Origin of the sequence: Actinomycetospora sp. TBRC 11914, from assembly GCF_012933465.1 — a bacterium.
In the GTDB taxonomy this organism is placed as follows: Bacteria; Actinomycetota; Actinomycetes; order Mycobacteriales; family Pseudonocardiaceae; genus Actinomycetospora.
Genome location: NZ_JABBND010000009.1, coordinates 11953 through 24105 on the forward strand (window position 1 = coordinate 11953; position 12153 = coordinate 24105).

A 12153-nucleotide genomic window follows, 5' to 3' on the forward strand; every position below is an offset into this window, starting at 1 on the left:
TGCAAGGCCGTGCAGAACCGTCCAGAGTCCTCAGAGCCGGTCGAGGAAGCGGGCGCCCTCGTCACCGACGACCGCACGGACGAGCCCGACCAGCCGCGGGTGCCGGGCCAGCGCCGGGTCCTCCTCGAGCACCGTCCGCGCCACCTCCCGCGCCTCGGCGATCTCCTCGCCGTGCCGGCGCACCGAGAGGAAGCGCAGCGTGCTCATCCGCCCGGCCTGCTCGGTACCGAGCACGTCGCCCTCGCTGCGCAGCTCCAGGTCCAGGTCGGCCATGGCGAACCCGTCCGAGATCTCGGCGATGCGCTCCAGCCGGGTCATCGCCGGGCTGCCCGGCGCCGCGTCGGTCACGAGGAAGCACGACGCGGGCGACGTACCCCGGCCGACGCGGCCGCGGAGCTGGTGGAGCTGCGAGACCCCGAACCGCTCGGCGTCGAGCACCACGATCGCCGTGGCGTTGGGGACGTCGACACCCACCTCGACGACGGTCGTCGCGACCAGCACGTCGATGTCCCCCGCGCCGAAGCGGCGCATCACGTCGTCCTTCTCCTCGGCGGGCAGCCTGCCGTGCAGGATCTCGACCCGCAGCCCGGCCAGCGGCCCGGCGACGAGCAGCTCGGCCACCTCCAGGACCCCGAGGGGCGGGCGCCGCTCCTCCCCGTCGGCGGCGTCGTCGGGGGAGGCCGACCCGTCCGCCTGGTCGCCGGGGTCGGCGGGCTCGTCGTCGCCGATGCGCGGGCAGACGACGTAGGCCTGGTGGCCGGCGTCGACCTCCTCGCGCACCCGTTCCCACACCCGCGCGAGCCACTTCGGGAGCCCGCCGGGCACGGCCCGCGTCCCGATCGGCTGCCGCCCGGCGGGCAGCTCGTCGAGCACGGAGACGTCGAGGTCGCCGTAGAGGGTGAGGGCGACGGTGCGCGGGATCGGGGTCGCCGTCATCACCAGCAGGTGCGGCACGGTGTCCCCGGTGCGGGACCGGAGCTCGTCGCGCTGGCGGACCCCGAAGCGGTGCTGCTCGTCGACGACGACGAGGCCGAGGTCGGCGAAGCCCACGCCCTCCTGGATCACCGCGTGCGTGCCGACCACGATCCCGGCCGCCCCGGACTGCACGTCGAGGAGGGCCGCCCGGCGGTCCTTCGCCGACAGCGAGCCCGTGAGCAGGACGACGCGCGTGGCCCGGTCGCTGGTGTCGAGCTCGACCGGCTCGGGCAGGGCATCGGCGGCGTCGTCGAACAGCGCCGCGGGCTCCCCCGCCCGGCCCAGCGGGCCGAGCATGGCGCGCAGCGACCGGGCGTGCTGGGCGGCGAGGACCTCGGTGGGCGCGAGGAGCACGGCCTGGCGCCCGGCGTCGACGACCTGCAGCATCGCCCGCAGCGCCACCACGGTCTTGCCGGACCCGACGTCGCCCTGCAGTAGCCGGTTGAGCGGTCGGGTGCCCGCGAGGGACTCCGCGAGGTCGGCCCCGACCTTCTGCTGCCCGGCGGTCAGCGCGAACGGCAGGCGGGCGTCGAAGGCCGCCGCCAGGCCGTCGGCGGTCCGCGGGCAGGACGGCGCCGGGCGGTCGGACGCGGCGAGCTTCTCGCCCTGCAGGACGAGCTGGAGGGCCAGCGCCTCGTCCCAGGTCAGCCGGCGCATCGCGGGCTTCGTGTCCTCGAGCGTGGCCGGCAGGTGGATGTCGCGCAGCGCCCGGCCCAGCCCGACGAGGCCGTGGCGGCGGCGGATCTCCTCCGGGACCGGGTCCACCGGGTCGTCGAACACGTCGAGGGTCTGGCGGACCGCGGCGAGCAGGTCCCAGGTCTGGACGTTGCGGGTGGCGGGGTAGATGGGCGTGACCGGGGGGAGCTTGAGCGACTCCTCCCCCCCACCGTCGTCGTCCTCGCCGTCGGCCCGGATCTTGCGGGCCTGGGGGGTGTCGAGCTGCCAGCCCCCGCGAAAGCGCTGCAGCTTGCCGGCGAACATCGCCCGGCTGCCGCGCGGCATCTGCAGGTGGCGCCAGGGCTGGTTGAAGAAGGTGACGCCGAGCTCGATCGACCCGACCGAGATCTGCATGCTCGTGATGTCCAGCAGGCCGCGGCCCCCGCGCCGGGGACGGCGCTGGTGGGTGACGCGCTCGACCTCGGCCACGACCGTGACGTAGGTGCCCTCGCGCAGCTCCCGCGGGTCCATGGCCCCGAGGTCGTTCACCAGCTGGTACTTCCGCGGGAGGTGACGCAGGAGGTCACCGACGGTGTCCATCCCGAGGTGCTTGCGCAGCGCGGCCGCCGAGCGCCCGCCGAGGGCCGCCGCGAGGGGGGAGTCCATGTCCACCACGGGGTGAAGGTTCTCATCCCCCACCGACGGCGTGGCCGACTCAGCCGCACGCGGCGCCCCGGGACCCCCGGCCGCCGGGTCCACCCGGCCGCTCGGTTACGCTGGAGTCCTGTCGCGCGGGAGCTCGTCCGCCGCGCGCTCCGGTGATCGGCGATCTCGAGAGGTGTTCGAAGTGGCTGCGGTGTGCGACGTGTGCGCGAAGGGCCCCGGGTTCGGGAAGTCGGTCTCGCACTCCCACCGCCGGACCAACCGCCGGTGGAACCCGAACGTGCAGACGGTGCACGCCCGCATCGGCAAGGGCAACCGCCAGCGGCTCAACGTCTGCACCTCCTGCCTGAAGGCGGGCAAGGTCAGCCGCGCCTGACCCCCTCCCCGGCCGGCGGCCGGGGAACCACGCGCCACCTCGGGCCCGGCCTCGTGCCGGGCCCGAGGTGTGTCAGGGGGGTGCCAGGGTCAGCGGAGTGCCGGGGTCAGGGGCGTGCCGACCCGGCGTCGCACCCCGCCAGGTCGTCGAACTCGCCGTCCTTGGCGCCGCGCACGAAGGCGTCGACCTCGGCGCGCGTGTAGTGCAGCACCGGACCCTCCGCGTCCCCCGCCGCCCGGACCAGGAGCCCGCCGTCGGCCAGCCGGGCCGTCTCGATGCCCGCCCCGCTCGGTGTCCACGTCGGTACCACGGTCCTCCCCCCGGTGCACGCGTCGCGACCGCGGCACGTGCCGTCGGCAGACGCACATGCGGTCGTCCTTGCGCCTGCACGGTACGTAGGTGAAGATCGAACGACAGCCACCAGAGCCGATGAGCGACGAACGGGGGACGCGGTGAGCCGACCGGATCCGGACCCGGCCGCCGAGCCCCGCGTCCCCCGCGCCGAGCGCACGGTGCACCGTCGCTCGGCCCCGGTGCCGCTGCGGGTGGTGGCGCAACGTCTCACCCCCGAGGAGGCCGCCCGTCCGGCCGCGCCCGTTCCCGCTCCCCGTCCGGCGCCGGGCCCGGCCGCCGGGGCCCGTCCGGCGGCGGGCGCGGTGGCCACGCTCGAGGCCGCGCCGCCGTCCTCACCGGAGGCCGCCGGCCTGCCCGTCCGGGCCGACCGGCCCCTGCCCGTCCTCGACCGGCGGCCCCGCCGCAGGCCGTTCGCCCGCCTGCTCGCGCTGGTGCGCGGCCGGCGCCGGGCCGAGGGCTGCGGGCGGCACCGGCCCGACACCATCCCCACCAGCGGGTGGAGCATGTTCGCCCCGCACCGGCGCTCGCGGCGCCGCTTCGGCGCGCGGCGCTGACCCGCGGGATCCACCACCGGCCCCGCGGGCCTCATGGGTCTCAGGGCAGGCGCCAGTCCACCGGGTCGTCGCCGAGCTCCTCGAGGTAGGCGTTGACGCGGCTGAACGGCCGGGAGCCGAAGAAGCCGCCGGCGGCCGACATCGGGCTCGGGTGGGCCGACTCGACCGTGGGCACGTCCTCGCCCAGGAGCGGGGCGAGCGAGCGGGCGTCACGTCCCCAGAGGATCGCGACGAGGGGCTGGTCGATGCGGTCGACCAGGGCGCGGATGGCCTGCTCGGTGACCTTCTCCCACCCCTTGTTGCGGTGGGAGCCGGGAGCCCCGGGCGCCACGGTGAGCACGCGATTGAGGAGCAGGACGCCCTGCTCGGTCCACGGGGAGAGGTCGCCGGTGGCGGGCGGCGGGTGGCCGAGGTCCTCGCCGTACTCGCGGAAGATGTTCTGCAGGCTCTTGGGCAGCGGGCGCACGTCGGGCGCGACCGAGAAGGACAGGCCGACGGCGTGGCCGGGCGTCGGGTAGGGGTCCTGGCCGACCACGAGCACCCGCACGTCGGAGAACGGCTGGGAGAACGCCCGGAGCACGTTGGCCCCCGACGGGAGGTAGGTGCGGCCCGCGGCGACCTCGGCGCGCAGGAAGTCGCCCATCGCCGCCACGTCCTCGGCCACCGGTTCGAGGGCCTGCGCCCAGCCGGCCTCGACGGTCTCGGAGAGGGGGCGCGCCATCACGTGTCCCGGTCCTCGGTCGCCACGGCGATCACGCTAGCCGCGGGCGGGGCCGCCACCGCGTGGGGGTCGCGCCGCCCGGTCAGCCCGCGAGGTCCCGGGCGCAGCAGATGCTGCCGGGCTCGTCGCGGTAGACGCCGAAGCGGGGGATGCGGCGGTAGCCGCGCTCGGCGTAGAACGCCAGCGCCTCGGGCTGGCGGTCACCGGTCTCGAGGACGGTGCGGCGGCACCCGGCCGCACGGGCGGTGCGCTCGAGCTCGGCGAGCACCGCGGTCGCGAGGCCCCGCCGCCGGTGGGCCGGGTCGACCCACATCCGCTTGATCTCCGCGTCGTCGGGGCGCAGGACCCCGCGGTCCTCCGGGGCGACCGAGCCGGCGGTGTGCCGGCGCCAGCCGCCGCAGCACACCGGCCCGGTCCCCGGCAGGGCCCCGAGCAGGAACAGGCCTCGCGGGGCGGCGAACTCGGCGGGGTCGACCGGCGTGCGGTCGGCCCCGCCGTAGCGCTCGGTGTAGAAGGCCTGGACCGCGTCGACGAACCGGACGCTGCGGGGGTCGTCGTAGGCGGCGACCTCCAGCACCAGCCCGTCCGGGCCGGCGACCGACCCGGCCGTCACCTCGGTCGACGAGCGCGTCGGCGGGCCTGCCGGCGGTCGGCCGTGGACCTGGGGAGCTCGACACCCGTCGACGGCATGACTGCGTGCTCCTCCCCGTGACGTGGTGGCACCGCCGACGGTACTTCCCCGGCGCTCCCCTCCACAGCGCGGAACTTGTTTCCCGCATCGCGGAATGGTGCACTGGCCCCGCCGTGGGCCGGGCCAGGGGTACCCGGACAGGAGGTGCGCCGTGCCGGAGTCCCCGGGCCGTCCCGTCCAGTCGCTGCAGCGCGCGTTCGACCTGCTGGACGACCTCGCGGACGCCGGCGGCCGCGCCACCCTCTCCGAGCTCGCGGCCGCCTCCGGGCTGCCGGTCGCGACGATCCACCGCCTGCTCGCCACGCTCGTCGAGCTCGGCCACGTGCGTCGTGAGCCCGGTCGGCGCTACGCGCTCGGACCGCGGCTGGTGCGCCTCGGGGACACCGCCGGGCGGGTGCTGGGCGACGGGGTGCGCCCGGTGCTGGCCGACCTCGTCGCGCGCACGGGCGAGTCGGCCAACCTCGCGGGACTCGACGGCTCCTCGGCCGTCTACCTCGCCCAGGTGCCCTCGCCGCACCCGATGCGGATGTTCACCGAGGTCGGCGCCCACGTCCCGCTGCACTGCACCGGGGTGGGCAAGGCACTGCTGTCCACCGTGGGGGCCTCGCGCGCCCGGCAGCTCGTGGAGCGCGCCGGGATGCCGGCGCTCACCCCGTCCACCATCGTCGACGTCGTGACGCTCGATCGCGAGATCCGGGCCGGCCTCGAACGGGGCTGGCACGTGGACGACGGTGAGCAGGAGATCGGGGTCCGCTGCGTCGCGGTGCCCGTCCCCGACGCCCCGACGCCGTGCGCGGTCTCGGTGTCCGGGCCGGCGGCGCGCCTCGGCTCCGACCGCATGGCGGCGGTGGGCGCCCTGCTCGGCGAGGCCGCCCGGCGCATCGCCGGCCGGCCGGCGGGCGCGGCACCCGGCGCCGCCCCGGCCGTCCGCGTCCCCGAGGGGACGAGCCCGTGACCCGGCCGGTCGGGGTGTGCTGGGACGTCGACGGCACGCTGCTGCGCGGCGGCAGGGTCGGCGGCGAGGTGCTGCGCCGGGCGTTCCTGGCAGTCACCGGCCACGAGCCACCGCCCGTGGCGATGGGCGGGATGACCGACCACCTCGTCGCCGAGGCCTTCCGCGACGGCCTGCCGTCCGACCACGCCGCCGCGCTCTGGCGCCGCGGCGACGAGTACACCCGCGCGATGGTGGCGGCGATCGCCCGCGAGTGGGACGGCCGCGTCCCGGAGCTCGCCGAGGTCCTCACCGTCCTGCCCGGCGTGCCCGAGGCGGTCGGGCTGCTCGCCGCCGCACCGCACGTCGACCAGATCGTCGTCACCGGCAACGTCCGCGCGGGTGCCGAGGCCAAGCTCACCGCCGCCGGCCTGCACCCGGGGCCGTTCGACCTCGACGCCGGGGTCTACGGCGACCTCCCCGGGCCCCGGTCGGTCCTCGTCCACACCGCGCGGGCGCACCTCGAACGCCGCCACGGCGGCCCGGTGGCACTCGTCGTCGTCGGGGACACCCCGCGCGACGTCGAGGCCGCGCACGCCGCCGGGGCGCTGGCGGTCGGGGTGGCCACGGGCGCGGCCACCGCGGCCGAGCTCGCGGCGGCCGGGGCCGACCACGTCGCCGAGGACCTCGCCGACCCGTCGGCTCTGGTGGCGATCGTGACGGCGGCGGGCGAGGATCCCCACCACACCCGAGGGAGCGTGTAGAGCCATGGCCACACCCACCACCGCCACCGGGCCCACCACGGGCCCCCTGGCGGCGGACTTCGCCGCCGTCCTGCCCGACACGTGCGTCATCACCGACGAGGTCGGCCTGCGCAGCTACGAGTGCGACGGGCTGACCGGCTTCCGGCAGGTCCCCGCCGTCGTCGTGCTCCCGCGCGACGCCGAGGAGGTCGCGGCCTGCGTGCGGGTCTGCGCCCGCCACGGCGTGCCCTTCGTCGCCCGCGGCGCCGGCACCGGCCTGTCGGGGGGCGCGCTGCCGGTGGCGGACGGCGTCGTGATCTCGCTGCAGAAGCTGCGCCGGATCCTCGAGATCGACGTGGAGAACCGCCGGGCGGTGCTCGAGCCGGGCGTGTTCAACCTCGACATCACCCGGGCCGCGTCACCGCACGGGCTGTACTACGCCCCGGACCCGTCGAGCCAGCAGGTGTGCACCATCGGCGGCAACGTCGCGGAGAACTCCGGCGGCGCCCACTGCCTCAAGTACGGGTTCACCACGAACCACGTGCTCGAGATGGAGGTCGTGCTCGCCGACGGGTCGCTGGTCACCCTCGGCGGCCCCACCGGCGACCAGGCGGGGCCGGACCTGCGCGGGCTGTTCATCGGGTCGGAGGGCACGCTCGGGATCTGCACCAAGGTCACCGTGCGGCTGCTGCAGACGCCGGAGTCGGTGCGCACCCTGCTCGCGGACTTCCCGTCGATCGAGGCCGCGGGCGACGTCGTCGGCGACATCGTCGAGGCGGCGATCATCCCCGCCGCCGTCGAGATGATGGACTCGCTGGCTATGGAGGCCGCCGAGGCCGCGACGGGCGCCGGGCTGACCGTCGACGCCCCCGCGGCGCTGATCGTCGAGCTCGACGGGCCCGCCGACGAGGTCGACGCGGAGTTCGAGCACCTCACCGCGATCTGCGAGCGCCACGGCGCCACCCGGCTCCACGTGCCGACCGAGGCCGAGGAGCGCGCCCGGGTATGGAAGGGCCGCAAGGCCGCGTTCGCCGCGGTCGGGCGCATCAGCCCCGACTACATCGTCCAGGACGGCGTGGTCCCGCGGACGCGGCTGGCCGAGGTGCTGACGCGCATCGCCGAGATGGGCCGCGACGCCGGGCTGCGCGTCGCCAACGTCTTCCACGCCGGCGACGGGAACCTCCACCCCCTGGTGCTGTACTCGGAGGCCGCGGGCGAGCACGACGCCGCGGAGGAGCTCTCCACGCAGATCGCCGAGCTGTGCGTCGAGCTGGGCGGGTCGCTCTCGGGGGAGCACGGCATCGGCACCGACAAGGCGTGCTCGATGCCGCGGATGTTCTCCCCGGACGACCTCGACGTCATGCACCGCGTCCGCCTCGGGTTCGACCCCGACTCGCGCTGCAACCCGGGCAAGCTGTTCCCGACGCCGCGGCTGTGCGGCGAGCGGCCCGGCCCGTACCGCCCCCACCCCCTCGAGGAAGCCGGAGTGATCGAGCGCCTGTGACCACGTCGGACCCCACCACCGTCACCCCGTCGTCGCTCGAGGAGCTGCGCGACGCCGTCCTCGACCGCCCGGGCCCGATCCGTGTCGCCGGCGCCGGCACCGCGCACGACTGGGCGGGCACCCCGGCGCCCGCCGGCACCGTCCTGTCCACCACCGGGCTGTCCGGGATCGTCACCCACAACCCCGGCGACATGACCGCCGAGGTGTGGGCGGGGACGCCCTTCGCGCAGCTGCAGGCCCGGCTCGGCGAGCACCACCAGCGCATCGCCGCCGACCCCGCGCGGGAGGCCGACGGCGCCACGCTCGGCGGGCTGTTCGCCACGGCCGACTCCGGGCCGCGCTCGCTGCAGTACGGCTCGCTGCGCGACGTCGTCATCGGCGCCACGATCGTGCTCGCCGACGGCACCGTGGCCCGCTCCGGCGGCCACGTCATCAAGAACGTCGCGGGCTACGACCTCACCAAGCTGCTGCACGGCGCCCACGGCACGCTCGGGGTGCTCGCGGCGCTGGTCCTGCGCCTGCACCCCACCCCGCAGGTGACGGCCACCGTCGCGGTGCCCTGCGACCGGGCGGCGATGACCGACCTCGCCCGCCGCGTCGCCGACAGCCCCGTCGAGGCGGCCGCCGTCGCGTGGCACGACGGGCGCCTGCTGGCCCTGGTCGAGGGGTCCGAGCGGGGCGCGGAGGCCCGGGCCCGGCGGCTCGTCGAGACCCTCGGTGACGAGGCCGGCCTGCTCGCCCCGGACGACGCCACGGCCGCGTGGGAGGCCCACGACGCCGCGGTGCGCGCGCGGCCCGACGACCGGGCCGTGCTGCGGTTCGGGGTGATCCCGGGCTCGCTGTCCGGGGTGCTCGACGGGCTCGACACCGACACCGGCGGGCTGACCGAGGTCACCGCGTCCCCGCGCACCGGCATCGCGACCGTCGCCCTCCCCGCCGACGCCGACGTGGTGGCCGCCGCCCACCGCCGCGTCGCCGACGCCCACGGCACCTCGACGCTGCGCCAGCGGCCCCCGGGGGCGGACCTGCCCGCGTTCGGCCCCGCCCCGGCGTCGGCGGCCCTGCTGCGCCAGGTCGCCGCGTCCGTCGACCCCGACCAGCGCTTCGGCCGCGGGCGCCTCGCGCCCTGGCTGCCCCTGCCCTCCACCACCGTGGGAGCGACCGCATGACCGACACCCAGCCGCCCACCCACGAGACCGGCCCGTCCCCGGACTACACCTCCGAGCGCGGCGAGAAGGCCGCGCCGGAGCGCGCGGACGTCCTGAGCGGCGACTTCGGCAGCTTCGACGACCACCATCCGCCCGCCCAGGAACTGCTCGACGACTGCGTCCACTGCGGGTTCTGCCTGCCGACCTGCCCGACCTACGCGCTGTGGGGCGAGGAGATGGACTCCCCCCGGGGGCGCATCTACCTGATGGAGATGGCGGAGAAGGGAGAGATCCCGCTCGAGGGCGCCTTCACCACCCACATCGACCGCTGCCTGGGCTGCATGGCCTGCGTGACGGCCTGCCCCTCCGGGGTGCAGTACGACCGGCTGCTCGAGGCCACCCGACCGCAGATCGAGCGCAACGTGCCCCGGTCGCGGGCCGACCGGCTGTTCCGCGAGGCGATCTTCACCCTCTTCCCCTACCGGCGCCGGCTGCGGGCCGCGTCGCTCGGCGGCGCGCTCTACCAGAAGCTGCGGCCCGCGACGATGGACCGCCTGCTGGCCAAGCTGCCGCGCCGCCTCGAGCGGCTCGTGGCGATGGAGTCGCTGCTGCCCCCGGTGAGCGTCCGCGACGCGTTCGCGCGCACCCCCATCTTCACGCCCGCCGTCGGGACCCGCCGCGGGCGCGTCGGGATGCTCACCGGCTGCGTGCAGGACGTGTTCTTCCACCAGGTCAACCTGGCGACGGTGCGGGTGCTGGCCGCCGAGGGCCACGACGTCGTCGCGCCGGCCGAGCAGGCCTGCTGCGGCGCGCTCGGGCTGCACGCGGGCCGCGAGGAGGAGTCGGCCGAGCGGGCCAGGGCGCTGATCGCGGTGTTCGAGCGGGCCGAGGTCGACGTGATCGCGGTCAACGTCGCGGGCTGCGGCTCGTCGATGAAGGAGTACGGCGAGCTGCTCGCCGACGACCCGGTGTGGGCCGACCGGGCCGCGGCCTTCTCCGCGAAGGTGCGCGACGTCTCCGAGGTGCTCGCCGACGCCCTCGCCGACTCCCGGGCGCCCCGGCACCGGGTCGACGCCACCGTCGTCTACCACGACGCCTGCCACCTCGGGCACGCGCAGAAGATCCGGACCCAGCCCCGGGACGTGCTGCGCTCGATCCCGGGGGTGACGCTCACCGAGCTCCCGGAGGCCGAGATCTGCTGCGGGTCCGCGGGGATCTACAACATGCTGCAGCCGGAGGCGGCCGGCGACCTGGGCCGCCGCAAGGCCGACAACATCCGGGGCACCGGCGCGGACCTGCTGGTCACCGCGAACCCCGGCTGCCTGCTGCAGATCCGCAAGTACCTCGAGGGCGAGCTGCCGATGCTGCACCCGGTCCAGCTGCTCGACGCCTCGATCCGCGGGGTCCGGCCGCCGGGCATGTGACGGGGCCGGGCCGTCACCGCCAGTGGCGCCAGCCCGGGTCGCCCGCGCCGCCCCAGCGGTCGGCGTCGACGCTGACGCCGGCGCCCAGCCGGACGTCGGCGAACACCTGCCAGCCCTCGGGCACGGCGTCCTCGGAGGGGAAGCAGGCGACCAGGGCGTGGTCCTCGCCGCCGGTGAGCGCCCACGTCAGGGCGTCCTTGCCGAGCGCCGAGGCGATGTCGCGGAGCTTGTCGGCCACCGGGACGAGATCCGAGCGGACGTCGATGCGCACCCGCGAGGCCTCGGCGACGTGCCCGAGGTCGGCCAGGAGCCCGTCGGAGGTGTCGACCATCGCGGTGGCGCCGGCGCGGGCGGCCACCGGGCCCTCGGTGAACGGCGGGCGGGGGGTGCGGTGCGCGGCGACCATCGCCACCGGCGACCGGAACCCGCGCCGCAGCACCTCCATCCCCGCCGCGGACCACCCGAGCACCCCGCGGACCGCGACCACGTTCCCGACCTTCGCCCCGGACCGGCGGACCGGCTCGCGGCCCTGGAGGTCGCCCAGCGCCGTGATCGACACCACGATCTGCTCGGCCGACACCGTGTCCCCGCCGACCACCCCGATGCCGGCCTCGGAGGCCGCGTCCCAGATGCCGGAGGCGAGGCCGTCGACGACGTCGGTCGGGGTCGAGGCCGGACAGGCCAGCGAGAGCAGCAGCCCGGTCGGGACCGCGCCCATGGCCGCCACGTCGGCGAGGTTCGCGGCCACCGCCTTGCGCCCGACCTGTTCGGGACCGGACCAGTCGAGCCGGAAGTGCACGCCCTGCACCAGGGTGTCGACCGTCGCGACCACCCGGCCGTCGGGGGCGGCGAGCACGGCCGCGTCGTCGCCGGGCCCGAGGAGCGTGCCCTCGGGCTGGGGGCGGTCCGCGGTGATGCGGTCGATCACCCCGAACTCACCGACGTCGGCCACGCTGCCGCCCGGAGCCCGTGACGCCACGGGGCCGCTCCGCTCCGCTGCGTCTCCCGTTCTCCGGGTCGAGCTCCGCTCCGCTGCGTCTCCCGTCCGCCTCACCCGTCTACTCCCTGCGGTACCTTCCGACAGTTCGTGTCACGTCCCGTGCACGCCTCCCCGCGCGGGCGAGCGTGCCCGACCCCCGAGGAGGCCCGTCCGTGGTCCAGGCCTACATCCTGATCCAGACCGAGGTGGGCCGGGCTGCCGCCGTCGCCTCGGACGTGGCCGGGATCGAGGGTGTGACCCGGGCGGAGGACGTGACGGGCCCCTACGACGTCGTCGTGCACGTGGAGGCCCCCGACGAGGAGGCGCTCGCCGGGAAGGTGGTCGCCGCCGTGCAGAAGGTCCCCGGCATCACGCGCACCCTGACGTGCCCCGTGGTGTCCGCCGCGGCCCGCTCCACCTCCGCCTGACCCCG

General features: G+C 76.3%; 13 protein-coding genes. 8 read left to right on the plus strand and 5 right to left on the minus strand.

Annotated elements, in window-relative coordinates; genetic code table 11:
• Positions 1-30: 30 nt before the first annotated feature.
• Complete coding sequence (locus HH311_RS15265) at positions 31-2298, minus strand: ATP-dependent DNA helicase RecG (RefSeq protein WP_169184537.1); 2268 nt, start codon at positions 2296-2298, stop codon at positions 31-33.
• A 181-nt stretch (positions 2299-2479) separates the two neighbouring features.
• Between HH311_RS15265 and rpmB the strand changes: the two genes are divergently transcribed.
• Positions 2480-2671, plus strand: a complete 192-nt coding sequence (rpmB, locus tag HH311_RS15270; protein WP_169184538.1) for a 50S ribosomal protein L28 — start codon at positions 2480-2482, stop codon at positions 2669-2671.
• 106 nt (positions 2672-2777) lie between these two features.
• Here the strand turns inward: rpmB and HH311_RS33345 are convergent, their stop codons facing one another.
• Entirely contained in the window at positions 2778-2981 is a 204-nt protein-coding gene (locus HH311_RS33345; protein WP_169184539.1) for a DUF397 domain-containing protein, read from the minus strand.
• 142 nt (positions 2982-3123) lie between these two features.
• On the opposite strand from HH311_RS33345, the gene HH311_RS33350 reads away from it, so the two are divergent.
• The gene (locus tag HH311_RS33350) at positions 3124-3579 is read left to right on the plus strand and encodes a hypothetical protein (RefSeq protein WP_169184540.1); all 456 of its coding nucleotides are present in this window, start codon (positions 3124-3126) and stop codon (positions 3577-3579) included.
• A 40-nt stretch (positions 3580-3619) separates the two neighbouring features.
• Here HH311_RS33350 and HH311_RS15285 read toward each other — a convergent pair whose 3' ends face one another.
• Both HH311_RS15285 and HH311_RS15290 read right to left on the minus strand, forming a co-directional pair.
• Complete coding sequence (locus HH311_RS15285) at positions 3620-4303, minus strand: uracil-DNA glycosylase (protein ID WP_169184541.1); 684 nt, start codon at positions 4301-4303, stop codon at positions 3620-3622.
• Positions 4304-4382: 79 nt separating this feature from the next.
• Positions 4383-4913 carry a GNAT family N-acetyltransferase gene (locus HH311_RS15290; protein ID WP_312030170.1) on the minus strand — a complete coding sequence of 177 codons (531 nt, stop codon included), beginning with the start codon at positions 4911-4913 and terminating at the stop codon, positions 4383-4385.
• A gap of 229 nt (positions 4914-5142) precedes the next feature.
• On the opposite strand from HH311_RS15290, the gene HH311_RS15295 reads away from it, so the two are divergent.
• From HH311_RS15295 to HH311_RS15315, 5 genes are read left to right on the plus strand one after another with little or no spacing between them, the layout of a single operon-like run.
• Complete coding sequence (locus HH311_RS15295; RefSeq protein WP_312030171.1) at positions 5143-5946, plus strand: IclR family transcriptional regulator; 804 nt, start codon at positions 5143-5145, stop codon at positions 5944-5946.
• Positions 5943-6686: an HAD family hydrolase gene (locus HH311_RS15300; protein ID WP_169184543.1), complete on the plus strand. Its 744-nt coding sequence runs from the start codon at positions 5943-5945 to the stop codon at positions 6684-6686. The genes HH311_RS15295 and HH311_RS15300 overlap by 4 nt, the downstream gene beginning before the upstream one ends.
• A gap of 4 nt (positions 6687-6690) precedes the next feature.
• Complete coding sequence (locus tag HH311_RS15305; RefSeq protein WP_169184544.1) at positions 6691-8169, plus strand: FAD-binding oxidoreductase; 1479 nt, start codon at positions 6691-6693, stop codon at positions 8167-8169.
• On the plus strand, positions 8166-9338 hold the full coding sequence (locus HH311_RS15310) for an FAD-binding protein (RefSeq protein WP_169184545.1): 1173 nt from the start codon (positions 8166-8168) through the stop codon (positions 9336-9338). Before HH311_RS15305 ends, HH311_RS15310 begins: the two co-directional genes overlap by 4 nt.
• A complete protein-coding gene (locus tag HH311_RS15315; RefSeq protein WP_169184546.1) occupies positions 9335-10741 on the plus strand; it encodes a (Fe-S)-binding protein in 1407 nt (468 codons plus the stop codon). The genes HH311_RS15310 and HH311_RS15315 overlap by 4 nt, the downstream gene beginning before the upstream one ends.
• Positions 10742-10754: 13 nt before the next feature.
• On the opposite strand, the gene HH311_RS15320 is transcribed toward HH311_RS15315, so the two are convergent.
• Positions 10755-11720, minus strand: coding sequence for a thiamine-phosphate kinase (locus HH311_RS15320; RefSeq protein WP_169184547.1), 966 nt, complete (start codon positions 11718-11720; stop codon positions 10755-10757).
• Positions 11721-11893: 173 nt separating this feature from the next.
• On the opposite strand from HH311_RS15320, the gene HH311_RS15325 reads away from it, so the two are divergent.
• Positions 11894-12148, plus strand: coding sequence for an Lrp/AsnC family transcriptional regulator (locus HH311_RS15325; RefSeq protein WP_169184548.1), 255 nt, complete (start codon positions 11894-11896; stop codon positions 12146-12148).
• Positions 12149-12153 lie beyond the last annotated feature (5 nt).